This window comes from Pseudomonas sp. YQ_5, assembly GCF_043103305.1.
In the GTDB taxonomy this organism is placed as follows: Bacteria; Pseudomonadota; Gammaproteobacteria; order Pseudomonadales; family Pseudomonadaceae; genus Aquipseudomonas; species Aquipseudomonas putida_Y.
Map to the genome: position 1 here is coordinate 22673 of NZ_JBICJS010000008.1, position 25726 is coordinate 48398.

Annotated in this window: 20 protein-coding genes, 1 pseudogene and 1 riboswitch; of the genes and pseudogenes, 10 read left to right on the top strand and 11 right to left on the bottom strand. The window is 62.8% G+C overall.

Going from position 1 to position 25726, the window contains the following annotated elements:
• Nucleotides 1-58 precede the first annotated feature (58 nt).
• Nucleotides 59-460 carry an acyl-CoA thioesterase gene (locus ACF8EA_RS01390; RefSeq protein ID WP_021783769.1) on the bottom strand — a complete coding sequence of 134 codons (402 nt, stop codon included), beginning with the start codon at nt 458-460 and terminating at the stop codon, nt 59-61.
• Nucleotides 461-638: 178 nt separating this feature from the next.
• A riboswitch (S-adenosyl-L-homocysteine riboswitch) is annotated at nt 639-735 on the top strand.
• A gap of 20 nt (nt 736-755) precedes the next feature.
• Here ACF8EA_RS01390 and ahcY point away from each other — a divergent pair.
• From ahcY to ACF8EA_RS01415, 5 genes are all read left to right on the top strand, one after another.
• The gene (gene ahcY / locus ACF8EA_RS01395) at nt 756-2165 is read left to right on the top strand and encodes an adenosylhomocysteinase (RefSeq protein ID WP_021783768.1); all 1410 of its coding nucleotides are present in this window, start codon (nt 756-758) and stop codon (nt 2163-2165) included.
• A gap of 165 nt (nt 2166-2330) precedes the next feature.
• The gene (gene metF, locus ACF8EA_RS01400; protein WP_021783767.1) at nt 2331-3176 is read left to right on the top strand and encodes a methylenetetrahydrofolate reductase [NAD(P)H]; all 846 of its coding nucleotides are present in this window, start codon (nt 2331-2333) and stop codon (nt 3174-3176) included.
• A gap of 93 nt (nt 3177-3269) precedes the next feature.
• A complete protein-coding gene (locus ACF8EA_RS01405) occupies nt 3270-4346 on the top strand; it encodes a hypothetical protein (protein WP_274103390.1) in 1077 nt (358 codons plus the stop codon).
• 168 nt (nt 4347-4514) lie between these two features.
• The gene (locus ACF8EA_RS01410; protein WP_274118730.1) at nt 4515-5303 is read left to right on the top strand and encodes an ABC transporter substrate-binding protein; all 789 of its coding nucleotides are present in this window, start codon (nt 4515-4517) and stop codon (nt 5301-5303) included.
• Nucleotides 5304-5521: 218 nt separating this feature from the next.
• Nucleotides 5522-7414 carry a DEAD/DEAH box helicase gene (locus tag ACF8EA_RS01415; RefSeq protein ID WP_101196365.1) on the top strand — a complete coding sequence of 631 codons (1893 nt, stop codon included), beginning with the start codon at nt 5522-5524 and terminating at the stop codon, nt 7412-7414.
• A 140-nt stretch (nt 7415-7554) separates the two neighbouring features.
• Here ACF8EA_RS01415 and ACF8EA_RS01420 read toward each other — a convergent pair whose 3' ends face one another.
• The 3 genes and pseudogenes from ACF8EA_RS01420 to ACF8EA_RS01430 all read right to left on the bottom strand — a co-directional run.
• A complete protein-coding gene (locus tag ACF8EA_RS01420) occupies nt 7555-8133 on the bottom strand; it encodes a YceI family protein (protein ID WP_003249350.1) in 579 nt (192 codons plus the stop codon).
• A gap of 32 nt (nt 8134-8165) precedes the next feature.
• Entirely contained in the window at nt 8166-8717 is a 552-nt protein-coding gene (locus ACF8EA_RS01425) for a cytochrome b (protein ID WP_103469610.1), read from the bottom strand.
• 208 nt (nt 8718-8925) lie between these two features.
• A pseudogene (locus ACF8EA_RS01430) lies at nt 8926-10557 on the bottom strand (flavin monoamine oxidase family protein); the annotation flags it as partial.
• A 210-nt stretch (nt 10558-10767) separates the two neighbouring features.
• Here ACF8EA_RS01430 and ACF8EA_RS01435 point away from each other — a divergent pair.
• The 3 genes from ACF8EA_RS01435 (at nt 10768) to ACF8EA_RS01445 (ending at nt 13598) form a co-directional block, all read left to right on the top strand.
• Entirely contained in the window at nt 10768-11259 is a 492-nt protein-coding gene (locus tag ACF8EA_RS01435; RefSeq protein ID WP_392520989.1) for a hypothetical protein, read from the top strand.
• 79 nt (nt 11260-11338) lie between these two features.
• The gene (locus ACF8EA_RS01440) at nt 11339-12745 is read left to right on the top strand and encodes an adenosylmethionine--8-amino-7-oxononanoate transaminase (protein WP_392520990.1); all 1407 of its coding nucleotides are present in this window, start codon (nt 11339-11341) and stop codon (nt 12743-12745) included.
• 133 nt (nt 12746-12878) lie between these two features.
• A complete protein-coding gene (locus tag ACF8EA_RS01445; RefSeq protein ID WP_392520991.1) occupies nt 12879-13598 on the top strand; it encodes a 16S rRNA (uracil(1498)-N(3))-methyltransferase in 720 nt (239 codons plus the stop codon).
• 143 nt (nt 13599-13741) lie between these two features.
• Here the strand turns inward: ACF8EA_RS01445 and ACF8EA_RS01450 are convergent, their stop codons facing one another.
• The 7 genes from ACF8EA_RS01450 to ACF8EA_RS01480 form a co-directional block, all read right to left on the bottom strand.
• Nucleotides 13742-14359, bottom strand: a complete 618-nt coding sequence (locus ACF8EA_RS01450) for a hemolysin III family protein (protein WP_021783759.1) — start codon at nt 14357-14359, stop codon at nt 13742-13744.
• 138 nt (nt 14360-14497) lie between these two features.
• Nucleotides 14498-14971 (bottom strand): chemotaxis protein CheW, encoded by a 474-nt coding sequence (locus tag ACF8EA_RS01455; protein WP_021783758.1) that lies wholly within the window; start codon nt 14969-14971, stop codon nt 14498-14500.
• Entirely contained in the window at nt 14964-19904 is a 4941-nt protein-coding gene (locus ACF8EA_RS01460; RefSeq protein ID WP_392520992.1) for an Hpt domain-containing protein, read from the bottom strand. The genes ACF8EA_RS01455 and ACF8EA_RS01460 overlap by 8 nt, the downstream gene beginning before the upstream one ends.
• Nucleotides 19905-19916: 12 nt before the next feature.
• Entirely contained in the window at nt 19917-21941 is a 2025-nt protein-coding gene (locus ACF8EA_RS01465; RefSeq protein WP_392520996.1) for a methyl-accepting chemotaxis protein, read from the bottom strand.
• 47 nt (nt 21942-21988) lie between these two features.
• Nucleotides 21989-22543 (bottom strand): chemotaxis protein CheW, encoded by a 555-nt coding sequence (locus tag ACF8EA_RS01470; protein ID WP_392520993.1) that lies wholly within the window; start codon nt 22541-22543, stop codon nt 21989-21991.
• Nucleotides 22540-22905: a twitching motility response regulator PilH gene (gene pilH / locus ACF8EA_RS01475; protein WP_392520994.1), complete on the bottom strand. Its 366-nt coding sequence runs from the start codon at nt 22903-22905 to the stop codon at nt 22540-22542. The genes ACF8EA_RS01470 and pilH overlap by 4 nt, the downstream gene beginning before the upstream one ends.
• A 48-nt stretch (nt 22906-22953) precedes the next feature.
• Nucleotides 22954-23355 carry a PleD family two-component system response regulator gene (locus ACF8EA_RS01480; RefSeq protein WP_010955560.1) on the bottom strand — a complete coding sequence of 134 codons (402 nt, stop codon included), beginning with the start codon at nt 23353-23355 and terminating at the stop codon, nt 22954-22956.
• 238 nt (nt 23356-23593) lie between these two features.
• On the opposite strand from ACF8EA_RS01480, the gene gshB reads away from it, so the two are divergent.
• Both gshB and ACF8EA_RS01490 read left to right on the top strand, forming a co-directional pair.
• Nucleotides 23594-24547 carry a glutathione synthase gene (gene gshB / locus ACF8EA_RS01485; protein ID WP_392520995.1) on the top strand — a complete coding sequence of 318 codons (954 nt, stop codon included), beginning with the start codon at nt 23594-23596 and terminating at the stop codon, nt 24545-24547.
• Nucleotides 24548-24638: 91 nt separating this feature from the next.
• Nucleotides 24639-25544: an energy transducer TonB gene (locus ACF8EA_RS01490; protein ID WP_021783752.1), complete on the top strand. Its 906-nt coding sequence runs from the start codon at nt 24639-24641 to the stop codon at nt 25542-25544.
• Nucleotides 25545-25726: the final 182 nt, after the last annotated feature.

The window sequence follows — 25726 nt, forward strand, 5'->3', positions numbered from 1 at the left end:
TCGCGTACCCCTGTAGGAGCGGGTTTACCCGCGTAGGGCCGGCAATGGCAACCAGGGTCTATTCGACTGCCGAATCCGGGAACTGGTCCTGCACATACTTGATCTCGGTGCGCCCATGGGCCGCCGGCTGGCCGTCTTCACCCAGGTTGACGAACACCATCTTGTCGACAGTCAGAATGCTCTTGCGGGTGATCTTGTTACGCACTTCGCACTTGAGGGTGATCGAGGTGCGGCCGAACGCGGTAGCGGTGATGCCCAGCTCGATAATATCGCCCTGACGCGAAGCACTGACGAAGTTGATTTCCGACATGTACTTGGTCACCACACGCTGGTTGCCCAGCTGGACGATGGCGTAGATCGCCGCCTCTTCATCGATCCAGCGCAGCAGGCTGCCACCGAACAGGGTGCCATTGGGGTTGAGGTCTTCGGGTTTAACCCACTTGCGGGTGTGAAAGTTCATCTGTACTCCTGACCTGCTTGGCTAACGTGTAGCAATGATGGCAGAGCGGCTGCCTTCGCTCCATTGAACATCGACTATCGTCGCGATTAATCGACGGAAAACCTTGGGCAAGCCGGCGGGGGCAGCTATAATCTGCGCCGTTTTACATGGTTGCCCACAGCGGTGCCATGCCCGCCACCTGTCCGAGGGGCGCTGCAGCAGGCTAGGCCTGTCAGGCTCGGATGGGGCGTTGCTCGCTCCCGCGAGCGCTTAACGCACAACGGCGCCCATTCGCACATTACGAATGGAGGCTCTCATGAGCGCTGCAAACATGCCTGCTGGTTTTACCGATTACAAAGTCGCCGACATCTCCCTGGCCGCCTGGGGCCGTCGCGAAACCATCATTGCCGAATCGGAAATGCCTGCGCTGATGGGCCTGCGTCGCAAGTACCTGGCCGAGCAACCGCTCAAGGGTGCGAAGATCCTGGGCTGCATCCACATGACCATCCAGACCGCCGTGCTGATCGAAACCCTGGTTGCCCTGGGTGCCGAAGTGCGCTGGTCGTCCTGCAACATCTTCTCGACTCAAGACCAGGCCGCTGCCTCGATCGCCGCCGCCGGTATCCCGGTGTTCGCCTGGAAAGGCGAAACCGAAGAAGAGTACGAGTGGTGCCTGGAGCAGACCATCCTGAAAGATGGCCAGCCATGGGACGCCAACATGATCCTCGACGACGGTGGTGACCTGACCGAACTGCTGCACAAGAAGTACCCGCAGGTACTGGACCGTGTGCACGGCGTAACCGAAGAGACCACCACCGGCGTCCACCGCCTGCTGGACATGCTGGCCAAGGGCGAGCTGAAAGTCCCGGCGATCAACGTCAACGACTCGGTCACCAAGAGCAAGAACGACAACAAGTACGGCTGCCGTCACAGCCTGAACGACGCCATCAAGCGTGGTACCGACCACCTGCTGTCGGGCAAGCAGGCCCTGGTGATCGGCTACGGTGACGTGGGCAAGGGCTCGGCCCAGTCCCTGCGTCAGGAAGGCATGATCGTCAAGGTCTCCGAAATTGACCCGATCTGCGCCATGCAGGCCTGCATGGACGGCTTCGAGCTGGTCTCGCCGTTCATCGACGGTATCAATGACGGCACCGAAGCCAGCATCGACAAGGCTCTGCTGGGCAAGATCGACCTGATCGTGACCACCACCGGTAACGTCAACGTCTGCGACGCCAACATGCTCAAGGCCCTGAAAAAGCGTGCCGTGGTCTGCAACATCGGCCACTTCGACAACGAGATCGACACCGCCTTCATGCGTAAGAACTGGGCCTGGGAAGAGGTCAAGCCGCAGGTTCACAAGATCCACCGTACCGGCGCTGGCAGCTTCGACCCGCAGAACGACGACTACCTGATCCTGCTGGCCGAAGGCCGCCTGGTCAACCTGGGCAACGCCACTGGCCACCCAAGCCGCATCATGGACGGTTCGTTTGCCAACCAGGTTCTGGCACAGATCTTCCTGTTCGAGCAGAAGTTCGCTGACCTGCCGGCAGAAAAGAAAGCCGAGCGCCTGACCGTTGAAGTGCTGCCGAAGAAACTCGACGAAGAAGTGGCCCTGGAAATGGTCCGCGGCTTCGGCGGCGTGGTCACCCAGCTGACCAAGCAGCAAGCCGACTACATCGGCGTGACCGTCGAAGGCCCGTTCAAGCCGCACGCCTACCGCTACTAAGCGGCAAGCCTTGAGCTGCACGCTGCAAGATGAGGCAGACAGTGCCATTGCCGCTTGCAGCTCAAGCACCAACGATGTTGAACGATGCCAAGCCAGGTCGGCCATCACCGATCTGGCTTTTACTTGCAGTTTGCCGCTTGAAGCTTGCTGCTTGAGGAACGCCTGATGTCACAAGAACGCCGTTACAGTTTCGAGTTCTTCCCGACCAAGACCGACGCCGGTCACGAAAAGCTGATGGGCGTCGCCCGCCAGCTGGCCACCTATAACCCGGACTTCTTCTCCTGCACCTACGGTGCCGGTGGTTCGACCCGCGACCGCACGCTCAATACCGTGCTGCAGCTGGAAAGCGAAGTGAAAATCCCTGCCGCGCCGCACCTGTCGTGCGTGGGCGACACCAAGGCAGAATTGCGCGCCCTGCTGGCCGAGTACAAGGCCGCCGGTATCAAACGCATCGTCGCTCTGCGTGGCGACCTGCCGTCGGGCATGGGCATGGCCAGTGGGGAACTGCGCTATGCCAGTGACCTGGTCGAGTTCATCCGCCAGGAAACCGCTGATCACTTCTATCTGGAAGTGGCTGCCTACCCGGAAATGCACCCGCAGGCGCGCAACTTCGAGGCCGATCTGGCCAACTTTGTGCACAAGGTCAAGGCCGGTGCCGACAGCGCCATTACCCAGTACTTCTTCAACGCCGACAGCTACTTCTACTTCGTCGAGCGGGCACAGAAGCTGGGTGTGGACATTCCGGTGGTGCCGGGCATCATGCCAATCACCAACTACAGCAAGCTGGCCCGCTTCTCCGATGCCTGTGGCGCCGAGATCCCGCGCTGGATCCGCAAGCAGCTGGAAGCCTATGCCGACGACACCGCCAGCATCCAGGCCTTCGGCGAAGAAGTGATTACCCGCATGTGCGAACAGCTGTTGCAAGGCGGCGCGCCGGGCCTGCACTTCTATACCTTGAACCAGGCTGAACCGAGCCTGGCGATCTGGAACAACCTTAAGCTGCCGCGCTGAAATCTTTTGGCAAAGTCTGTTGAAGAAATGAATAAGGCTTTAGTCATAGACTAAAGCCTTATTCATTTTCGGGTTAAACAGGTCTCGCCTGCCATGCAGCACCACCAACCTTCGCGCCCACAGCTTGTATACCTGGCTTTTGGCCCGGCAACCTACCATCAGGAAGCCTGCTTCAGCATCGTCAGCGCCCTTGCCCAGTTGGGCAGCGCAGCCGGCGAGGCGATGGACATCCAGGTCTACACGGACACTGCACAGCCCTATGCCAAGCTGCCCGTCACCGTACACCTGCTGGACGAGGCCACGCGCCAGGCATGGAACGCCCCGCACGGTTATCACTTTCGCAGCAAGCATGTGCTGTTGCGCCAGGTACTGCAGGAACACCCACTGGCAGTGCTGATCGATACAGACACCTTTTTCCGCACTTCGCCGCTGAATCTGTTCGCCCGTGTAGCGCCCAACCGCCTGCTGTGCAACGCCATCGGTGCGCGCTACGGCGCTGACCAGAAGTGCCTCTTGTACAAGAACCTGCTGGCCATTCTCGAGTCCAGGGGGCTGGCAGACTGTCAGATGCCGCTCGTCAATTCCGGCGTTATAGGCCTCACTGCCGAGGACTGCGGCACCCTCGACCGCTCCATCGCCATGATGGATGAATTCTACCCCTTGGCTCGCGAGGCCTATACCCTTGAGGAGTTCTGCCTGGCCGTGGCGGCCTACCGCAACCTGGAGCTGGCCGAGTGTACCGATGTCATCCATCACTACTGGAGCCGCAAGGCGCAGTTCCGCGCCAAGATCCAGGCCTGGCTGCGCAAGCACGACCATGACCCACTCAGCCCCTCGGCCTTGGCCGATGTTGCGCAGGTCAACGACCAACTGCCGCGGCCACCAACCCTGCACCGCCTGGGTTACAAGGCGCTGAGCCTGACCCTGCCCAGCCACGAGCGCCAGTTCGCCCGCGAGTTGTTGTATGGCTGCTATCCCTACCCCAATGAGTTCGACCGCGCCTGCGCGTCCGCCTGGTGGGACAAGGCCCTAGAAAACCTCAACGACCGCCATGGCCACATGGAGCCCGAGCGGCTGCGTCAGTGCCTGCGCCATCCGGGGTTGCGGTTATCGCTGGGCGAGCGGCGCAAGGATATCGAGGCGCATCTGCTGCGAACCACTCAAGCCTGATGTGCCCGCAAAATTCATTGTCTTGCGCGGTTTGTGGGAGCGGGCGTGCCCGCGAAGGGAGCAACCCGATAGTTGGCACCGGCTTCGCCGGTGTTCGCGGGCACGCCTGCTCCCATATCGATCGTGCATGCCTTTACCGTACACCGGCCGAGCGCGTAATCTCCGGCCATGCCACATATCGCCCGTCTGTTCTGGATCCTGCTGCTCGCCAGCCTGAGCCCGTTGGCTCTGGGCGAGCGACTGCGCCTGGTGACTGATGACTGGGCGCCCTACGTGTATCAGCATGAAGGCCAGCCACGCGGTATCGACTACGAGGTCACAACTCAGGTGTTCAAGCGCCTGGGGGTCGAGGTCGAGTTGCAGTTCCTGCCGTGGAAACGCTGTCTGGCAATGATCAAGCAAGGCTTGGCCGACGGCATCCTCGACATCTTCCAGATCGAATCGCGCCAGCCTTACCTGGTCTATGCGCCCGAGCCCTTGTCGGACGTCGAATTCGTCCTGTTCCAGGCTCAAGCACGCCGCCATGCCGTCACCCAGCTGAAAGACCTTTCCGGCCTTACCGTCGGCACATCGCCAGGCTATACCTATGGCGCCGCGTTCAGCGAGGCCTCTTACTTCAAGCGCGAAGCCGCACCTACCCTCGAAGCCAACTTTGGCAAGCTGATGCTGGGCCGTATCGACCTGGCGATCACCGACCGCAGGGTTGGGCACCACCTGCTTCACCAACTTGGCCTGCAGCGGCAAGTCGAGGAGTTGCCGCTGGTAATAAGCCATCAAACACAGTACCTGGGGTTAGTGCGCAAACCTGGCCGGGAAGCACTGGCACTGGCCTTTGCCGAAGAGCTGCAGCGGTTCAAGCAGGAGCCGGCCTATGCAGCGATCAGCAACCGCTACACAAGCGACACCGGAAACATTCTCAACGCCGTTGAGCAGCAGGAAAGCAGCACAGCGCGATAGCTCTGTTATACTCGGGCCTTCCCGCCCGGCTCACGCCCGGACGCTCGGCCTCGCAACAGGCATCCCGATCGGCACCGACGCCTCTTCGCGTCCAGCCTCCGTTTCCCGGATGTGCAGTGAAAGCCCAGCTGGACCGGACGCGATCGCATCTCACCGATGCCCGTCGCGCCAGGCAGAACATCCCAACGGGCCCAGCCCACACGAGAACAGGATCGCCCATGTCCTTTGCTTCCCTCGGTCTCTCCGAGGCTCTTGTCCGCGCTATCGAGGCTGCGGGCTACACCCAGCCGACCCCCGTGCAACAGCGGGCAATTCCCGCCGTGTTGCAAGGCCGCGACCTGATGGTTGCCGCACAGACAGGGACGGGTAAAACCGGCGGCTTCGCCCTGCCGATTCTCGAGCGCCTGTTCCCGGCCGGCCATCCCGACAAATCGCAACGCCACGGCCCGCGCCAGCCTCGCGTTCTGGTCCTGACACCGACCCGCGAACTGGCAGCCCAGGTGCATGACAGTTTCAAGGTCTATGCCCGTGACCTGCCACTGGTCAGCGCCTGCATCTTTGGCGGCGTTGGCATGAACCCGCAGATTCAGGCCATTGCCAAAGGCGTTGATGTGCTGGTCGCCTGCCCAGGCCGCCTGCTCGACCTCGCCGGCCAAGGCAAGGTCGACCTGGCCCACGTGGAAATCCTGGTACTGGATGAAGCCGATCGCATGCTCGACATGGGCTTCATCCACGACGTCAAGAAGGTCCTCGCCCGCCTGCCGGCCAAGCGCCAGAACCTGCTCTTCTCGGCCACCTTCTCCAAGGACATCACCGACCTCGCCGACAAGCTCCTGCACAACCCGGAGCGTATCGAGGTCACCCCGCCGAACACCACCGTCGAGCGTATCGAGCAGCGGGTGTATCGCCTGCCAGCCAGCCACAAGCGTGCCCTGCTGGCGCACTTGATCACCCTGGGCGCCTGGGAACAGGTGCTGGTGTTCACCCGAACCAAGCATGGCGCCAACCGCCTGGCCGAATACCTGGAAAAGCAAGGCCTGACCGCCGCCGCGATCCACGGCAACAAAAGCCAGAACGCCCGCACCAAGGCTTTGGCCGACTTCAAGGCCAACAGCGTGCGCGTACTGGTCGCCACCGACATTGCTGCCCGTGGCCTGGACATCGACCAGTTACCCCACGTTGTCAACTTCGAGCTGCCGAATGTCGAGGAAGACTACGTCCACCGCATTGGCCGTACCGGCCGTGCCGGTCGTTCGGGCGAAGCAATTTCCCTGGTCGCGCCAGATGAAGAGAAGCTGCTCAAGAGCATCGAACGGGTGACCAAGCAGCGCATCGCGGATGGCGACCTGATGGGCTTCGACGCCAGCCAGGTAGAAGCCGAGAAGCCCGAAGCACGCGAGCGCCCGCAGAACAACGGTCGCGGTGGCCGCAACCAGCAAGCCCGTGGCGAAGGTGGTAAAGACACCAACGGCGGCCGCAAGGACAAAGGCAAGGATAAAGGCAAAGCCAGGCAGCAAGCTGCGGCCAAGCCGGAAGACAAGGAAAGGAGCGGCGACAAGCAGCAGCAACCGCGCAAGCCGCGTGACAAGAAGCCACGCCAGCAGCAGGCCAGCAATAGCAGCGTGCCGAAGCCGCCGGCAGACCGCGACCCGGAAGAATTCCTGGACGACGAACTCGACAACTTCGGTAACCGCGCCGACTATGTCAGCCCGTACCAGGGCAAGAACCAGAGCCGCAACCGTCGCCCAGGTGGTGCTGGCCAAGGTCAGGGGCAAGGCAATGGCCAGCGCAGCAACGCTGGCGGCCAGGGCCAAGCCCGCAATGGCGGCCAGCCACGCAGTGGTGGCGGTGCCGGCGGAGAAAAACGCCCGCCCCGCGCCAACAACGGTGGCGGTAGCCGTCGTGATGGCGGCGGTGGCCGTGGTCGCCCTGCGCGTGACGATGCTGCCCGGCAAGAGCCGGCCGTGCGCAACCCGCGTCAGCCGGAAAAACAGCCTGTGATCATTCGCAAGGAGTCCAAGCTGGACCGCTTCCCGACGCCTGAACAACTGGATGACCTGCCAAGCCGCCCACGCGGCGAGCGCCCGGCGCTGCTGACCCGCAAGGGCTGATAGAAATACCGAGGGGGCTGCTTCGCAGCCCTATCACGACATAAGGCCGCTCCTGTAGAGGATTTCTTGATCTCTGCAGGAGCGGCCTTATGTCGTGATAGGGCCGCAAAGCGGCCCCCTCGGTCTTCAGCTGGCAGAAATTACTTCTGCTTCACACCTTCAACACTGATATCCAGGTCCAGGGTCTGCGACGTAGCACCCGGGCCTTTGATGCCAAAATCGTTCAGGTTCAGCGTGGTGGTGGCATTGAAGCCAGCGCGCTCACCACCCCATGGGTCCTTGCCTTCACCGTTGAAGGTAGCCTTGAACGTCACCGGTTTGGTGACACCGTGCATGGTCAGGTCGCCAGTCACGTCAGCAGTCTTGTCGCCAGTCGACTTGACGCTGGTGGAGACGAACTTGGCGTCCGGGTACTTCTTCACATCGAGGAAGTCGGCGCTGGCGATGTGCTTGTCACGCTCGGCGTGGTTCGACCACAGGCTGGCGGTTTTCAAGTCGACGCTAATCTTGCTGGCTTCAGGCTTGGCACTGTCCCAGCTGAAGTTGCCGTCGAAATCCTTGAAGGTACCGTGGATGAAGCTGTAGCCCAGGTGGCTGATTTTCCAGTCAACGAACGCGTGCTGGCCTTCCTTGTCGATCTTGTACTCGGCAGCCATGGCCTGGCCAGCAGAGAGCAGAGCGGTACCGAGCGCCAGAGCGGCAAAAGTCTTTTTCAACATCCTGTTCCTTCCTGTGTAATTGAGGTTGAGAGTCAAGCTTTGCGGCCCAGCATGCGAGTCAGGGTCGCGTCACGGTCGATGAAATGGTGCTTGAGCGCGGCAAGGGCATGCAGCACGGCAAAAATCACCAGCCCCCAAGCCAGCCACAAATGAACCACACCCGCCACATCTGCCTGGTCGGGCAGGTCGCTGATCAATGCCGGCACTTCGAACAGGCCAAACACCGGAATGCCGACGCCGTCGGCAGTGGAAATCAGGTAACCGGCAACCATCACTGCAAACAGCCCAAAGTACAGGACAAGATGGCCCATCTTGGCCGCCAGGCGCGTGAGCGCACCATGATTGGCCGGAGCCGGTGGTGGCGGGCTGATGAAACGCCATAGCATCCGCAGCAGCATCACCGCCAGCAGCACCAGGCCGATGCTCTTGTGCAGGTCCGGGCCGGCCTTGCGCCAAGGGCTGTAATAGTCGAGGCCGACCATCCACAGGCCCAGGCCGAACAGGCCGAAGACTGCCAGTGCCACGCCCCAGTGCAGGATGATGCTGACCACGCCGTAGCGAGAAGGTGAATTGCGCAGTTGCATGTTGCGTGTTTCCCCGTGAAAGCTGTGCACAGACTAACGCGAAACTTATCGAAGAAAAGCGGAAAAAATTGCTTCGGATTATCGAGGAATCCGATATTTATTCTGTTGGCTCACCATTAAGAAAACATTAACGATAGTCGGAGAGTGAGAGTTACAGTGCCGGCCCTCAGGCTGCCAACAGGCCGGCACTGTCGATCAATCAGCCAGCCTTGGCCTGGGTATTGGATGCAGCCTTCACCTCGGGCGTGTCCGCTCCACCAAACAAGCGCTTGAAGAAGCCAGGCTTGTCCTGCTTGGCTTCCTCGGACGGCTTCGGCTCAGCTTTGACCGGCGCCTTGTCAGCCTTGTCGCCCTTGTCGGACGAACCGCCGAACATATTGGAGAAGAACCCTCCTTTGCTCTCCTTGGCGGCCGCCGCACCTGCCGTCGCAGCAACCGGCGCCACCTTGGCCGGGTCGAACGACTTGCCGACCAACAGGTCCTGAACCTGGCTGGCCGCACGCTGGCCACTGCGCAAGGCCCCTTCCAAGGTGCCGGGGTACAGGGCATCAGTGTGCTCACCGGCAAAGGTAATGCGTTGCACTGGGCGCTCCCAAAGGCGCCAGTATTTGCTGATCTGCCCCGGGCCGTAGGCCAGGTAGGCACCACCAGTGCCCACATCAGCACTGTATCGCTTGACCTCGTAACCGGTGAAAGCACCACGGGCCTGTGGGTAGAACGCATGCAGACGGATCAGCACCTGGTCGACCATCTGCTTGTCACCAAAGGCCTGCAGCAGGCGAGCGTTGTCGCCGGACAGGTTGATCACCACGTTGGCACCACCCTTGAGCGCCGGCTCGACCCACAGCATGCCGAGGCCGGCGTTACTGAAGATTTCGCCCGACATGCGTGCACGGCTTTCCCATACGGGTTTCTTGAACTTGAGCATGATCTGGTCGCGCCAACCGTAGTTGGTGCCCTTGAGCGCCGCCAGATGTTGGCTGTCCAGACCAGGGGTCATCTGGATCCTGGCCAGCGCGCGCAAAGGCACGGCCATGACCAGATAATCTGCCTTGTAACCGACGCTGCCGACTTTTACCGTGACACCATCCTTGTCCTGGACAATGGCGGTAACCGGCGATCTGGTCTTGATGGTTTTCAGCTGCTTGACGAAAGCCTGGGCCAGCACCGGGCTGCCACCGGGCAGCCGCGCGGCGCGCAGGTCGCGGTCGCTGACGCCGCGGTACACGCGGTTCTGCTGGGCGAAGTACAGCAGCGACAGGCGCGACGGCTCATCGTAACGGGTGCGGATCTGCTGATTGATCAACTGACGTGCGGTGGCCGGCAGTTGCAGCTTGTTCAGCCAGGTAGAGACGTTGATCTGGTCCAGGGCGAACAGCGTGCTGGTTGCCTGCGGGTTCAGCGGGTCATCAATCGAGCGGGCCAGGTCATCGAGGGTTTTCTCGTAACGCTTGAGCGCCTCGGCAGTGGCCGGTTGCTTGGTGGCCAGGTCGCTGGCACTGAAGTACTCACCGTCGATCAGGTAACCGGGGGTACGCACAAACTCCGGCGCCGGCAGTGTTTCAAGCTTGAAACGGTTGAGGTACTGGTTAAGCACCGGCTGTGCCTTGGCGTTGCCGATCCACTCGCTGGTGGCCAGGCCCGAACGCCCACCCATGCCCGCCTTGGCCTCCAGCAGGGTCACCTGCCAACCTTTGTTCTGCAGCTCGTAGGCTGCAGTCAGGCCTGCCAGGCCCCCCCCCACGACAATTGCCGTGGGCGTCTTGTCTTTTGCCAGCGCAGCGCCGCTGGACACACCAATCAATACCAACGCGCACAGACGCACCCAAGCAGCAGCCATGTCGGCGGACTCCGAGTCAGGGGTTACAGAAACGGGGAGAGGCAGGAATGCCCCAAGAAGATGCGTTAAGAATACGTCAGGTCCGACCACCCTGCCAGCGCAGTGACATCAAGTCCTTTTGGCAACTGACATTTTTGCCAGTAGCCATGTCACAGGGTGGTAGGCGAAGCTGGCGAAGATGGCCAAACGCCCGCCAGGGGGGGGCTGCGCATGATCTTCGAGGAGCGTTTCAACCAAGTGGAGCGGCAGCTTCTGTTACACAGGCAGACACTTCGCACAGCCTCAGGCCTGAGCTTCCACTCCAGCAGCACGTCCTGGATCGGCTTTCACGAAGCCTTCAAGGGCGAGGACGGTACCGAGCTGGTGATTGGTGAACACAGCGAAATTTCGATTGCGTTCGCTCAAGAGGTCGAGTCCCTGCGGCTGGAATACTATGTAGTCAGCGACTTTCTGGGCGAAGACCTGCACATGTTGTTCGATGCCGAGAACATCGACTATGACCTGGTTGCGCCATCCCCTCGCATTTTCTACTGGCTCACCCTCGAAGGTAGCGGCTTCCGGGACTCTCGCCCGGGCCCGATCGCTACACACCCCTACTACCAGGTGATTGACGGCCCCTTTCGGCGCCTGACCATCTCCACCTCGCACGCGGGCACCGTGCATATTCGCAAGCTGGAATGGACCGGCACCCACCGCCATTGAACGGCAGCGGTTGTCCTGCCCTGCGGCATTGCTTAGGCTTACGCGGTCGAATCACGCCGCAAAGCCAGGAGAAGTGCCCATGGGCCTCAATGATCAGTGGATGCAACGCGACCTCAAGGTCCTGTGGCACCCCTGTACCCAGATGAAAGACCACGAGCAGCTGCCGCTGATTCCGATCAAGCGCGGCGAAGGCGTGTGGCTGGAAGACTTCGAGGGCAAACGCTACCTGGATGCGGTGAGCAGCTGGTGGGTCAACGTGTTCGGCCATGCCAACCCGCGCATCAACCAACGCATCAAGGACCAGGTCGACCAGCTCGAACACGTGATCCTGGCCGGCTTCAGTCATCAGCCCGTGATCGAGCTGTCCGAGCGCCTGGTCGCCATGACCCCGGCCGGTCTCGACCGGGTGTTCTATGCCGACAATGGCTCGTCATGCATCGAAGTGGCGCTGAAGATGAGCTTCCACTACTGGCAGAACATCGGCAAACCGGACAAGAAGCGCTTCGTCACCCTGACCAACAGCTACCACGGCGAAACCATTGCCGCCATGTCGGTGGGTGATGTGCCGCTGTTCACCGAAACCTACAAGGCGTTGCTGCTCGACACTCTCAAGGTGCCCAGCCCTGACTGCTACCTGCGCCCCGAGGGCATGAGCTGGGAGGAGCACTCGCGCAACATGTTCCAGGCCATGGAGCAGACCCTGGCCGAACACCACACCTCGATCAGCGCCGTGATCGTCGAGCCGCTGATCCAGGGTGCCGGTGGCATGCGCATGTACCACCCGGTGTACCTCAAGCTGTTGCGCGAGGCCTGCGACCGCTACGACGTGCACCTGATCCACGACGAGATCGCCGTGGGTTTTGGCCGCACCGGCACGATGTTCGCCTGCGAGCAAGCCGGCATCCGCCCGGATTTCCTGTGCCTGTCCAAGGCCCTGACCGGTGGCTACCTGCCGCTGGCCGCCTGCCTGACCACCGACAAGGTGTACCAGGCGTTCTACGACGATTACCCGACACTGCGCGCATTCCTGCACTCGCACAGCTACACCGGCAACCCGCTGGCTTGCGCTGCGGCGCTGGCGACCCTGGATATCTTCGAACAGGACAATGTGATCGAGGCCAACAAGGCCCTGGCCACGCGCATGGCCACAGCCACTGCACATTTGGCCGACCATGCTCATGTTGCCGAAATTCGCCAGACCGGCATGGCCCTGGCCATCGAAATGATTCAGGACAAGGCAGGCAAGGTTGCCTATCCCTGGCAGCAGCGGCGTGGCCTGAAGGTGTTCGAGCACGCCCTGACCCGCGGCGCCCTGCTGCGACCGCTGGGCAGCGTGGTGTACTTCCTGCCGCCGTATGTGATCACCCCCGAGCAGATCGACTTCCTCGCTGAGGTCGCCAGCGAAGGCATCGACATCGCCACCCGCGACAGCATCAGTGTCGCAGTGCCGGCCAACTTCCACCCCGACTTCCGCGACCCGGGCTAGGCCCGCAAGCCCGCCGCCGAGCCCCCCGTAGGAGCGGGTTTACCCGCGAATGCGTCGGTAATCCCACCATCGCATTCGCGGGTAAACCCCCTCCTACAAGGGTCACATGATCCCCTTCCGTTCGAGCTGAACCATGAGACTGTCCCGCTTCTTCATCGACGCCCCCCTGAGCCTTGGCGAGCACGACCTGCCCGAGGCCCAGGCCCATTACATTGGCCGCGTGCTGCGCATGGCCCCCGGCGACGCCGTGCAGCTGTTCGATGGCAGCGGCCAGGAATTCCGTGGTCAGTTGCTTGAGGTGGGCAAGAAAACTGTCCGCGTCAGCCTTGACCAGGCCTTTGCCGGCCAGGCCGATTCACCGCTGCATGTGCACCTGGGCCAGGGCCTCTCCCGTGGCGAGCGCATGGACTGGGCGATCCAGAAGGCCACCGAGCTTGGTGCCAACGAAATCACCCCGATCGTCAGCGAACGCTGCGAAGTGCGCCTGAAAGACGAACGCGCCGACAAGCGCCTGGCCCACTGGCGCCAAGTGGCGATCAGCGCCTGTGAACAATGCGGGCGTTCTACCTTGCCCGTCATCCACCCACCCGTGCCCCTGGCCGAATGGTTGAGCAGCACCAAGGCTGACCTGAAGCTGGTCCTGCACCCGGTGGCCGAGCCGCTCACCAGCCATGCAAAGCCCGCCACCCTGGCCTTCGTGATCGGCCCCGAAGGCGGCCTTAGCGAGGCCGAAGTGGAGCAGGCCAAAGCCGCCGGCTTCCACGCAGCCCGCCTTGGCCCACGCGTGCTGCGCACCGAGACCGCGCCAGTGGTGGCGCTGTCGGTGGCACAGCAGTTGTGGGGCGATTTTTAACCAGGGTCTACATGAAAAGCCTTGAGACGAAGGTCAGGCAAGGCGAAAACAGCCGAGGAAGCGGAGTTTACGGGTTGTAAATGAGCATTCCGAGGCTGTTTTCAACGCAGCATCACCGAGTATCAAGGCTTTTCATGCAGGGCCTAGCGTACGTAGAGCGACACCGCCACGAAGTGCATCAGGCTGCCAGCGATCACGAACAGGTGCCAGATGCCATGCCAGTGGCGGAAACGGCTGTCGAAGGCGAAGAAAATGATGCCGACGGTGTAGAACACGCCGCCGGCAGCCAGCCAGGCGAAGCCGGCAGTGCCCAGCGAGTTCAGCAGTGGCTTGACTGCCACCAGCACGATCCAGCCCATTACCGCATAGATGATGATCGACAGGATCCGCGCCTCGGAGCGCGGCTTGATCTCTTGCAACATGCCGATGATCGCCAGCCCCCAGACCACGCCGAACAGGCTCCATCCCCAAGGGCCGCGCAGGCTGACCAGGCAAAACGGCGTGTAGCTGCCGGCAATCAGCAGATAGATCGACAGATGGTCGAGCTTGCGCATGATCACTTTCGCCCGCCCACGGGTGCTGTGGTACAGGGTGGAAATGCTGTACAGCAACAGCAGCGTGCCGCCGTAGATGGAGAAGCTGACGATCTTCCACGGGTCGCCTTGCATGCCCGCGACCACGATCAGCCAGATGGCACCAATAGCAGCGAGGACAGCACCGACCAAGTGGGTCCAGGCGTTGAAGCGTTCACCGTAATACATGCAAACACAGACCTCCTGAGGTGGGCTGGGTTCCTGAAGTGATGCTGATGATCACTTCACGGGTAAAACCGCGCCTACAACGGAGCGCAGCCATTGTAGGAGCGGGTTTACCCGCGAAGAGGCCCTGTGCCTCACATCCTACTCAAGATCAGGTTGCAGATCCGCGTCACGCACCAGCCTTTCCAATGCGACCAGGTCCGGCACCCGCGCCACCTGCTCACCCACCTGCACCGCCGCCAGCTCCAGCCTGCCCAGCGCCACATCCACATAGTTCAGCTGGCTGTCGAGCTTGCACGAGCGCGGAATGCCCTGCAGCAACAGCGCCAGGTACCGCAAACCGGTATCGCCCAAGGCATTGAGCACCACCACGCGAGCCCGCTCCCCGCACGGCGTCTCACCACCGCACGCGGCCTCGAAACCGATCAGCGGCAGGCGTTGCTGACGCCAGTCGATCCACCCCAGGTGCCAGGCGGGGTCGCCGTGCTGGCACACCAGATTACGTTGCCCGCTCAGCTCGGCCACCGCCACGTTGGGCAACACCAGCGTGCGGTCCCCCAATGGCAGCAACAGCCCGGTCAGGCTGCTGCGCTGGCCGGAAATCAGTTCAAGCATGGGCCTGGCTCCAATGTGCGATGCTCTGCAACAGCAGCGATTCCTGGTACGGCTTGCCCAGGTATTCGTTGACGCCGATGGCCATGGCGCGGTCCCGGTGCTTCTGCCCGGTGCGCGAGGTGATCATGATGATCGGCAAGTCTTTGAGCCGCGCGTCACGGCGGATACGTGTGGCCACCTCAAAGCCGTCCATGCGCGGCATCTCGATATCCAGCAACAACACGTCGGGCCGGTGCTCTTCCAGCAGGGCCATGGCATCGACGCCATCCTTGGCCGTGAGCACGCTCATGCCATGGCGCTCCAGCAGGCGGCTGGTGACTTTGCGTACGGTTACCGAATCGTCCACCACCATCACCAGCAAGGGACGGCGCGGTGCCGGGCCAAGCAACTGGCGTTGGCTGCCGCCACCGGGCAGGCGGGCCAGCCGTCGCTGCTGGCCGCGCAGTTGGCCCAGCAGGTCAAGAATCAGTACCACCCGGCCATCGCCTAGCAATGTCGCCCCCGATAGCCCGGCAACCGCAGCAAACTGCGGCCCCAGGCTTTTCACCACGATCTCGCGGCTGGGCGACAGGCTGTCGGCCTGAATGGCGAACGACTGCTCCTTGGAATGCACCAGCAGCACCGGCAACGGTACGCTCTGCCCCAGCAGCGCCGGGCGCGGCAGGCCTTGCAGCAACTCGCCCAGGTAGCGCAGCTCGTATTCGTGGCCGGCATACACATAGCGGGGCGAGTCCAGCTGGTAGCACGCCGCAAGCTCGGCAGGTGGCACGCGGACGATGCCCTCAATGGTATTGAGCGGAATGGCGTATTGCTCTTCGCCCAGGTGCACCATCAGCGCACGGTTGATCGACACGGTGAACGGCAGGCGGATCAGGAAGCGCGCCCCCTTGCCCTGCGCCGACTCGATACTCATCGAGCCACCCAGTTGCTTGACCTCCTCGTGCACCACATCCATGCCCAGCCCGCGCCCGGAAATCTGGGTGATCTTTTCGGCGGTGGAAAAGCCTGGCCGCAGGATGAACTGCAGGATCTCGTGGTCACTCAACTGTGCCTGCGGGTCCAGCAGGCCGCGTTTGATGGCCTTGTGCCGCACCGCTTCCAGTGGCACGCCGGCACCATCATCCGTCATTTCGATGACGATATCGGCGCCCTCATGCAGCAAATTGAGGTGAATGGTGCCCTGCTCCGGCTTGCCGGCGGCCAGGCGCATTGCGCGGCTTTCCAGCCCGTGGTCAACGGCGTTGCGCAGCATATGCTCCAGCGGCGCCACCATACGTTCAAGTACGCTGCGGTCCAGTTCACCCTCGGCATTGCCAACCACCAACTCCACCTGCTTGCCCAGCTCGCTGGCCACCTGACGCACCACGCGCTGCAAGCGCGGCACCAGGCGTTCGAACGGTACCATCAGGGTGGCGGTCAGGCCCTCCTGCAACTGGCTGTTCACCCGCGCCTGCTGTTGCAGCAGGCTGTACGCCTCCTGAGCACGCTGAGCCAGGGTTTCCTTCAGATCGAGCAGGTCCGAGGCAGACTCGAAGAGGGCCCGTGACAGCTGCTGCAGCTGGGAGTGGCGGTCCATTTCCAGAGGGTCGAAGTCGTCATAGGCATCGCCTTCGAACTGCTGCCGGCTGGAGATTCGCCCCTGGGTCTCCACATCCAGACGCAGCAACTGATCACGCATGCGCTCGAGTGTGGTTTCCATCTCGTTGAGGGCGAACTGCGCGTCGTTGACCTGCTGCTCGATGCGCCCACGAATGATCGAGTGCTCGCCGGCCAGGTTACCCAGGTCGTCGAGCAGCTCGGCGTCGACCTTGACCATGTCACCTGGTGCCCGCTCTGGCGCTGCTGCCGGTGCTTCGGCGGTTGCAGCTTCTGGCGGCCCCTGGCCCGCGGCACTGTCGGTCAGTGCCGCACTGCTGAAGTTGCGAATGTAGTCGATCAGCGCTGTAGCGGCATGCAGCGGCTGCCCCAGGCGCACAGCGTCAAGCATATGCGCCAGACGGTCGTGGCAGTTCTGCAGCAGGGCGAACAGTGGCGCGCTTGGCGGCAATCTGCCGGCAGCCAACAGCTCGTAGAGAAACTCCAGTTCGTGGGCCAGGTCACCGATCGGGGTAATTTCGACCATACGCGCCACACCCTTGAGGGTATGCAGGTCGCGCATCAGGTTGTCCACCTCGACGCTGCTGCGCGGGTCGGCCTGCCAACGTGCCAAGGCCGCCGCGGCGCTTTCGACGATGTCCGAGCTTTCTTCCAGAAACACTTCCAGCAGCTCTTCGCCGGGGCTTTCCGGTTTCTCGGCAAGCGGCTCGGCCACCTCCGGTTGCAACGGCGGGTGTGGCAACCCCAAGGTGTCGGACAGGTCCATGTCCGGGTGCAGTGGTGTGACCGTATCGATGCCCACCAGGCCGGTGGCATCCGGCGCCAGGGCCTGGTCCAGCAAGTTGCGCAGGCTGTCGACCAGCTCCGGGCGCGGCGGAATATCCTGCCCGGCGGCCACTTCGTCGAGCATGTCCAGCAGGGTCTCCTGGGCCCGCTGCGCCTGGCTGAAGAAGCGGGCATCGGCAGGCAGGCTGCCCTCCTCCACAGCGCCATACAGGTCCAGCAACGCCTCGCACACCTCATCCATCTGCCACAGGTCGGCCAGATGCGCGGCGTGCCCCAGGGTGGTCATCTGGTCGAGCAGATTATCCAGTGCGTCACGCTGGGCAGGCTGTTGCTGCCAACGCGACAACAACGTCTCTGCATCGAGCAGAATGTCCATGGCCTGCGCCAGGAAGCTGGCGATCAACTGCGGATCATGCTTGCGCCGGCCGGCATGGTGCGGGTCTTCATGCAGGCTGGCCAGGCGGCCGTCCACTGCCTGGCCGACCTGTTCGATCAGTTCCGCAGCGCCGGGGATGGCGGCCAGCGGTGTGCTATCGAGTTGCGCCAAACCCAGATGGAACAACGAGCGCGCAGCTTCCAGCCACTCCATCTCGGCCATTTGCAGTGGCAGTTGATGCCCCTTGTACTCACGGGCCAGACGGTCGAAGGCAGTGGCCAGTTCTGCGACCGGCATCACCCCGGCCATGGCGGCACTGCCTTTGAGCGTGTGCAAGGCACGCTGCAAGTCATCGCTGACCGGGGTGTCGTGGCCGCCGGCGCTTTGCAGATAAACCTCAAGATTGGCCAGATGACCCTGCGCCTCGGTGCGAAAAATGCCCAGCAACCGCGGATCGAGGCCATCGACACCGGCAGCCGCCGGGGCATCGTTTTCGGCCAGGCTGTGCAAGTGCCCGGCCAATTGCTCGATTTCAGTCAGTTGCGGCAGCTGGCCGGCAGCAAAGTCGGCCATCAGGTCAGGCAAGTGAACGAACACCTGCTGCAGCGCTACAACCCCTTCCGGGCTGAGTACGCTGCGGCCCTCGAGCACCCGGTTCAGCAGGTGCTCGGCGCCCCAGGCCAGTTCAGCCACCGCCTCGGCATGCACCATGCGGCCGCTGCCTTTGAGTGTATGCAGCGCGCGACGCACTTCGCCCAGCGCCTCGCGCTGCTGGTTGTCGGCACGCCAGCGCAGCCAGTGGCGCTCGATTTCCGGCAGCAGCTCACCCGCTTCATCAAGGAACACCTCGCGAAGCTCGTCATCGATGCCGTCGCCACTGCCGTCCAGGTCTGCGCTGGCCCCAACCACCGCGCACTGCACACCCAGCGCCGCCAAGCTGGCCCGCGCCATCTCGATAAAGGGTTGGCCATCGGCCAACGGGTCGGCCGCCCGCCATTGCAGGTAGCATTCGGCAGCGCTCAGTGCCTCGGCCAAGTGCGTCAGCTCATCAATCGGCGGCTCTTCTTCCAGGTGCTGCAACCAACGCTGCACATAGCTTGCGCAGCCGACAAACAGCTCGGCCACGGCCGGCAGCATCAACATGGCCAGTGCCCCGCGGATCTGCTGCAACAGCCCCGGCAAGGGCTGCAGGCGTTGCCGGGGCCAGTCGGACTCCAGGTAATCGCCGATCAGATCCTTGGCCTGCTGCAGCACGTTCAGCGATTCATTCAGCACCAGCTGGCGTATCTCGGCCAGGTCCGAGCCCGGCAGGCTGCCTTGGCCGTTTTCCTCCAAAGGGCCGACCATGCCGTTCAGGGAGGCCTCCACGTACAGCAAAGCCCCCGCCACATCCATCAACACCGCGTCGTCCACCGCCCGCTCGCCCTGAGCCAATGCCTGCAATGCCAGCACCTGGTCGATGATAACCCGCCGCGGTTGCTGAAAGCCCAGTACCGCCAGGGTGTCAGCCACGTGGCGCAACGGTGCCAGTAGCGCATCGAGCTGCTCGCGATGCTGACGGTCACCGCGCCCGTACTGGTCCAGGCGCTCCTTGATGCGCATCAAGTCATCGCACAGTGCAGTCACCACCGAACGCAGCGCATCGCGCCCCGACCCGGCCTGCAACTGGTCACGCCAGTTGCCCAGCGACAGGTCGAGGTTGGCAAGGTCATCGTCACCTGCAAAGCGTTGGGCGGCACCGGTCATCAGGCTGGCCTGGGCCAGCGGTTCCTCGCCACGGCAGGCACGCAGCTGGTTGAGCAACGGCAGCATCACCAGCGGCAGGTCGTGGCGGGCACCGCGTAATCGCTCAAGATACGAGGGCAACTGCTCCAGGCCGCGGAACAACGCCCCCAGGCAATCACCCCGGGGGCTGACCTGGCCGTCGGCCAACGCCTTGGCGAACAGCTCCAGCTCCTCGGCCAGGCGCGTGGCGCCGCGCAGTTCGAGCATGCGCAGGCAGCCGTGCACCTGATGCAGGTTGTCGACCACGAAAGCCATCATCGAAAGGTCGTCCGTCTCGCCAGCAAAGCGCTCCAGCGCCTGCCGTGCCTGACCCAGGCAATCGAGAATGGCGGCCTTGGTCCAGGCCAGCGCCACTGTTTCGTGACGCTCGGGGCTTACTGCAGACGCCATGGTCACTATTCCTCAACGCGGCTCGGTAGGTGGCGGCAGGGTGAATCCGGACACCGAACGGCGCATCTCGCTCGCCATGCGGGCCAAGTGGCGGATGCTGTCGGCGGTGGCGCCGGAGCCGGCGGAGGTTTGCGCGGTGATCTGCTGAATCACTGCCATGGTGTGGGAGATCTGCCCGGCGGACGAGGTCTGCAACTGGGCAGCGTCGGAGATGCTGTGGATAAGGTCGGCGAGGTTCTGCGACACCCCTTCGATCTCGGCCAGCGCCACCCCGGCATCCTGGGCCAGGCGTGCGCCACGCACCACTTCGGCGGTGGTTTGCTCCATGGAGATCACCGCTTCGTTGGTATCGGCCTGAATGGTACGCACCAGCGCCTCGATCTGGCGGGTGGCAGACGATGAGCGCTCAGCCAGGCGCTGCACCTCGTCGGCAACCACGGCAAACCCACGGCCGGCTTCCCCGGCCAACGAAGCCTGGATGGCAGCGTTCAGGGCAAGAATGTTGGTCTGATCGGCAATGTCGTCGATCAGGCTGACGATGTCGCCGATTTCCTGAGAGGATTCGCCAAGGCGCTTGATCCGTTTGGCGGTGTCCTGGATCTGCTCGCGAATGTTGTCCATGCCGTTGATGGTGTTGTGCACCACCTCGTTGCCCTTGTTGGCAATGGCCACCGAACGCTCGGCCACCTTGGCCGATTCGTAAGCATGCGCCGAAACCCGGTCAATCGACTCGACCATGTCACCCACCGCCTCGGACGCCTCGCTGATCTGTGCGGCCTGGTGCTCGGAGGCCTTGGCCAGTTGCCGCGCGGTGTTCTGCGTGTCCTGCACGGCGGCCGCGACCTGCACTGCACTGTGGTTGATGGTGGCGACCAGATCGCGCAACTGGTCCACGGAATAGTTGATCGAGTCGGCAATGGCGCCGGTGAAGTCTTCAGTCACCGATACGGTCACCGTCAGGTCGCCATCTGCCAGCTCTTCGATTTCGTCGAGCAGGCGCATGATGGCCTGCTGGTTACGTTCGTTCTTTTCTGCGGTCTCGCGCAGTTGGCGGTTGGTGGTACGCACCATGACCAGGCCGATAAGGATGATCGAGGCCAGCGCCAGCAGCCCCAGGGCATAGCCGCCAACGGTGTCGAGGGTGCGCCCGCCAGCCAGGTTCTCGAAACCGTTCGCCAGGTGTGAAGCTTCGTCGAGCAGGGTTTGCGACAGGCTGAAGATGTTGCCCGCAGCCTCCCGCACACGGAACAGTTCGGGCGAGGTTTCGAGGATTTCGTCCACCGAACCGGCAACGAACTGGAACAACTCGGCGATTTCGGCCAGCCGTGCGCGGGCGTCGGCGTCTTCTACACGGGTTACCTGGATCGTCGCATTGCCATTGAGCATGCCCTCCAGCACCTGGCCAAAGCGCCCGGCGTCACGGCCGAAGGCATCGGCCGCCTGGGCGGCGCTGTCGTCACCAGCCAGGACGGTGTTGACCGAGCCAAGAATACGTTCGGCCAGCAACAGTTGGCGCTGAGCCACTGCAACCTGACTGGCCGGGGCACCGCTCTGCAGCAGGATCTCGACCACTTTTTCATATTCCACCTGCAACTGCGGCACGGTCTCGGCCAGGGTCGCTGCCACCTGATGCAGCGACAGCACGGTCTGCTCGCTGGCCAGGATGATGTCGGTGTTCTTGCGCAGGTTTTCCCAGTCGCGGCGTACCGATTCCATCTCGTCACGCACCGAAGGCGGCGCAGGCGGCAGGCCAGTGGACTTGTCCCCTTGGCGCAGGTAGCCCCAGCGCTGCTCGAAATCATTGCGCGCATCCGACAGCAGCTTGAAGGCCAAGGCCTTGCCGGTGGCCGCCTCGGTGGCGTTCTTGGCGATACGCTGCGACAGCACGCGCAGCTCGCCGGCATGGCCGATGTACTGCTTGTCGTAGTTGGATTGGGTATTCAGGTAAGCAAAGTTGGCAAACAGCAAGATGATCGAGAGGATCAGTATCAGGAACAGCACGGTGATCTGCGCGATGCTGCGGGTACGTGGGCTCACGGTGGTGGCAGTGACGGGGGTGGCAGGCTTGTTCACGTTCGCAGGTCCTATAACGCCACATCGAGAAAGCCCGGCGCCTGGGCCAGGGCAAAGGGGCTGAAGATCGCCCAGTTACGTTCACGCGGAAAATACCCCTGCACAAAGCGTGCAGCGGCAGCGATCAGCGGCTGCGGCGGCGACAGCTGCAGGCTGTCGAGGGCAAAGTGCTGAAGGCCCAGCACCTCGTCGACCAGCAAGCCGACGAACAGGTCGTCGTGATCCAGCACCAGCACTCGCCGCTGCTTGCCCGGTGCGGCGTGGCCCAGGCCGAAGAAGCAGCTCAGGTCCATCACCGGCAACAGCCGGCCACGCAGGTTGGCCACCCCGCACACCCACGGCTGCACGCCGGGTACGCGGCTACTGCGCGGTTCGCGCAGCACCTCGGCCACTTCGACCATGGGCGCGACGAACCACTGCCCGGCAATGCGAAAGCCAATGCCGCTCCACTGCTGCACGCGGTTGTCCTGCGGCGGCTGGTCGGCGACCAGCAGGCGGCAGCGCCGGTCGATGTCCAGCAACAACTCAAAGGCGGTCAGCGACGCGCCTTGCGGGCGGGTGGTCAAGCCCCCAGCACTTCTTTGAGCTTGGCGATCAGCGCGTCCTCTTCCACCGGTTTGGTCAGGAAGTCACGGGCACCCTGGCGCGTGGCCCAGATACGGTCGGTTTCCTGGTCCTTGGTGGTTACCACGATCACTGGAATAGCGCTGGTGTCCGGGTCCTTGCTGAGCTGGCGGGTGGCCTGGAAGCCGTTCATGCCAGGCATGACGATGTCCATCAACACCGCGTCGGGCTTGTCCTGCCGGGCCAGAGCCACGCCGTCGGCACCGTTGCTGGCCTTGAGCACCTGGTAGCCGTGCTTTTCCAGCCATTCGGTCAATCTGTACATCTCTGTCGGCGAGTCGTCGACAATCAGAACTCGGGCCATGCTGTTTCCCCATCAGGAAAGTAGGACCGCGCCATGGCGGGGGCTCGGTCAGGGTGCGTGTTGTTGAGGTGCGGCAAACCCGGGCACATGGGCGCGGATCGCGTCGAGCAGTTCTTCCTTGCTGAACGGTTTGGTCAGAAACTGATCGGAACCGACCACCCGGCCGCGGGCCTTGTCGAACAGGCCATCGCGGGACGACAGCAGGATAACCGGGGTGTCCTTGAAGGCACTGTTGTGCTTGATTACCGCGCAGGTCTGGTAGCCGTCCAGGCGTGGCATCAGCACATCGACGAAAATGATGCTGGGCTGATGGTCGACGATCTTGGCCAGGGCATCGAAGCCATCGCTGGCGGTGATCACCTCGCAGCCCGCTTCACCGAGCAACATCTGCGCGGTGCGGCGGATCGTGCGGGAATCGTCGATCACCATCACCTTCAGGGGTTGTTCCATAGACGCCTACCAATAGGATTGAAGCCGCAAGTTGCAAGCGGCAAGCTGCAAGAAAGCAGCTCGGCGCATGGATGCTCTTTTCTTGAGGCTTGTAGCTCAAGGCTTGCAGCTGCATTTTTAGCATACTCCGGGTGGCCATTCCATCTGCCGCGCCCCTTGACCGTCGGCGTTCGCGGCGCCACCCTGAGCCACTTTTCTTTCGATCCACCGCGGCCACCTGCCGCCAAGAGGACCCCCCATGAGCGTTCGCCTCGGCATTGTGATGGACCCCATCGCGTCCATCTCCTACAAGAAGGACAGCTCGCTGGCCATGCTGCTGGCCGCCCAGGCACGCGGCTGGAGCCTGTTCTACATGGAACAGCAAGACCTGTATCAGGGCGAAGGCAAGGCCCGCGCCCGCATGCGCCCGCTGAAGGTGTTTGCCGACCCGGCGCGCTGGTTCGAACTGGGCGAGGAGCAGGACAGCCCGCTGGCCGAACTGGACGTGATCCTGATGCGCAAGGACCCGCCCTTCGACATGGAGTTTGTCTATAGCACTTACCTGCTGGAGCAAGCCGAGGCCGAAGGCGTACTGGTGGTAAACCGCCCGCAAAGCCTGCGCGACTGCAACGAAAAAATGTTCGCCACGCTGTTCCCGCAATGCACCACCCCAACCTTGGTCAGCCGCCGCCCGGACATCATTCGCGAATTCGCTGCCACGCATCCAGACGTAATCCTCAAGCCACTGGATGGCATGGGCGGTACGTCGATCTTCCGTCACCGGGCGGGCGACCCCAACCTGTCGGTGATCCTGGAAACCCTGACCGCGCTGGGCACCCAGCAAATCATGGCCCAGGCCTACCTGCCGGCAATCAAGGACGGCGACAAGCGCATCCTGATGATCGACGGCGAGCCAGTGGACTATTGCCTGGCACGTATTCCGGCCAGCGGCGAAACCCGTGGCAACCTGGCCGCTGGCGGGCGTGGCGAAGCCCGCCCACTGACCGAGCGCGACCGCTGGATCGCCGCCCAGGTCGGCCCGACGCTGCGCGAGAAGGGCCTGCTGTTCGTTGGCCTGGACGTGATCGGCGACTACCTCACCGAAATCAACGTCACCAGCCCCACCTGTATTCGCGAAATCGATGCCGCCTACAACACCGATATCGGTGGCAAGCTGATGGATGCCATTGATCGCAAGCTCAAGGCACGCTGACAGCCAACGCGAAGTAAAGCCGTAGAGTGGGGTATGATGCCGGTCCTATTCGACTGAGCTGCTGCCCCGCCCTGCGGTTGCTGGATACCTGATGACGCTGCCCGCTGACGTCCCTGCCGACCTGCTGCCTCCCCGTGTTCGCCCTGCGGACCGGCTCGGCTTCACCCTGTTCCTGGCTGCGCTGGTGCACCTGGCGCTGATCCTCGGCGTGGGTTTCACCGTGGTCAAGCCTGCCGAAATCCGCCACACCATGGACATCACCCTGGCCACCTTCAAGAGCGAGAAGCCGCCCGAGAAGGCTGACTTCCAGGCCCAGGACAACCAGCAAGGCAGCGGCACCCTGGACAAGAAAGCGGTGCCCAAGACCACCGAACTGGCGCCTTTCCAGGACAGCAAGATCAACAAGATCACCCCACCGCCTGCGGCCAGGCCCGAGGTGGTTCCACCCCCTACCCCGAAAAAGTCGGCGGTGGTGACTACGGCGCCCAAGCCGCACAAGGTCGAACCCAAACCCAAGGAAAGCAAAGCACAGCCCAAGCCAGCCGCACCGGCACCAGACTTCGACAGTTCGCAGCTGTCCAGCCAGATCGCCAGCCTGGAGGCGGAGCTGTCCAACGAGCAGCAGATGTACGCCAAGCGCCCGCGCATCCATCGCCTGAACGCCGCGTCGACCATGCGCGACAAGGGCGCCTGGTACAAGGAAGAGTGGCGCAAGAAGGTCGAGCGCGTGGGCAACCTGAACTATCCCGACGAAGCGCGCCGGCAGCAGATCTACGGCAACTTGCGCATGATGGTGTCGATCAACCGCGATGGCTCGCTGTACGAGGTGCTGGTGCTGGAGTCATCCGGGCAGCCAGTGCTGGACCAGGCTGCGCAGCGCATCGTGCGGCTGGCGGCGCCGTTTGCACCGTTTACCGGGGATCTGGCCGAGTTTGACCGGCTGGAGATCATCCGCACCTGGCGCTTTGCCCGTGGGGACCGTTTGTCCAGTAACTGAGGCATCGCGAGCTATGCTCGCTCCTACGTTTGTTTCGGGCCAATTATTTCTGGGGGGATTTGCGCGCGGGCGCTTTGGGGCATATCGCGATATTGTGTCGTATCGGCCAGGCGGTCGCGCGCGCCTGTCACTGGCGTTACTGGCCCGAAACAAACGTAGGAGCGAGCGCAGCTCGCGATGCG

What these genes read in the sequence shown, in the direction of transcription:
- ACF8EA_RS01445 (WP_392520991.1), top strand. Translation starts at nt 12,879, where the DNA reads ATGAGACTGTCCCGCTTCTTCATCGACGCCCCCCTGAGCCTTGGCGAG.
- ACF8EA_RS01435 (WP_392520989.1), top strand. Translation starts at nt 10,768, where the DNA reads ATGATCTTCGAGGAGCGTTTCAACCAAGTGGAGCGGCAGCTTCTGTTA.
- ACF8EA_RS01425 (WP_103469610.1), bottom strand. Translation starts at nt 8,717, where the DNA reads ATGCAACTGCGCAATTCACCTTCTCGCTACGGCGTGGTCAGCATCATC.
- pilH (WP_392520994.1), bottom strand. Translation starts at nt 22,905, where the DNA reads ATGGCCCGAGTTCTGATTGTCGACGACTCGCCGACAGAGATGTACAGA.
- ACF8EA_RS01415 (WP_101196365.1), top strand. Translation starts at nt 5,522, where the DNA reads ATGTCCTTTGCTTCCCTCGGTCTCTCCGAGGCTCTTGTCCGCGCTATC.
- gshB (WP_392520995.1), top strand. Translation starts at nt 23,594, where the DNA reads ATGAGCGTTCGCCTCGGCATTGTGATGGACCCCATCGCGTCCATCTCC.
- metF (WP_021783767.1), top strand. Translation starts at nt 2,331, where the DNA reads ATGTCACAAGAACGCCGTTACAGTTTCGAGTTCTTCCCGACCAAGACC.
- ACF8EA_RS01480 (WP_010955560.1), bottom strand. Translation starts at nt 23,355, where the DNA reads ATGGAACAACCCCTGAAGGTGATGGTGATCGACGATTCCCGCACGATC.
- ACF8EA_RS01410 (WP_274118730.1), top strand. Translation starts at nt 4,515, where the DNA reads ATGCCACATATCGCCCGTCTGTTCTGGATCCTGCTGCTCGCCAGCCTG.
- ACF8EA_RS01450 (WP_021783759.1), bottom strand. Translation starts at nt 14,359, where the DNA reads ATGTATTACGGTGAACGCTTCAACGCCTGGACCCACTTGGTCGGTGCT.
- ACF8EA_RS01490 (WP_021783752.1), top strand. Translation starts at nt 24,639, where the DNA reads ATGACGCTGCCCGCTGACGTCCCTGCCGACCTGCTGCCTCCCCGTGTT.
- ACF8EA_RS01420 (WP_003249350.1), bottom strand. Translation starts at nt 8,133, where the DNA reads ATGTTGAAAAAGACTTTTGCCGCTCTGGCGCTCGGTACCGCTCTGCTC.
- ACF8EA_RS01455 (WP_021783758.1), bottom strand. Translation starts at nt 14,971, where the DNA reads ATGCTTGAACTGATTTCCGGCCAGCGCAGCAGCCTGACCGGGCTGTTG.
- ACF8EA_RS01390 (WP_021783769.1), bottom strand. Translation starts at nt 460, where the DNA reads ATGAACTTTCACACCCGCAAGTGGGTTAAACCCGAAGACCTCAACCCC.
- ACF8EA_RS01405 (WP_274103390.1), top strand. Translation starts at nt 3,270, where the DNA reads ATGCAGCACCACCAACCTTCGCGCCCACAGCTTGTATACCTGGCTTTT.
- ACF8EA_RS01440 (WP_392520990.1), top strand. Translation starts at nt 11,339, where the DNA reads ATGGGCCTCAATGATCAGTGGATGCAACGCGACCTCAAGGTCCTGTGG.
- ACF8EA_RS01460 (WP_392520992.1), bottom strand. Translation starts at nt 19,904, where the DNA reads ATGGCGTCTGCAGTAAGCCCCGAGCGTCACGAAACAGTGGCGCTGGCC.
- ahcY (WP_021783768.1), top strand. Translation starts at nt 756, where the DNA reads ATGAGCGCTGCAAACATGCCTGCTGGTTTTACCGATTACAAAGTCGCC.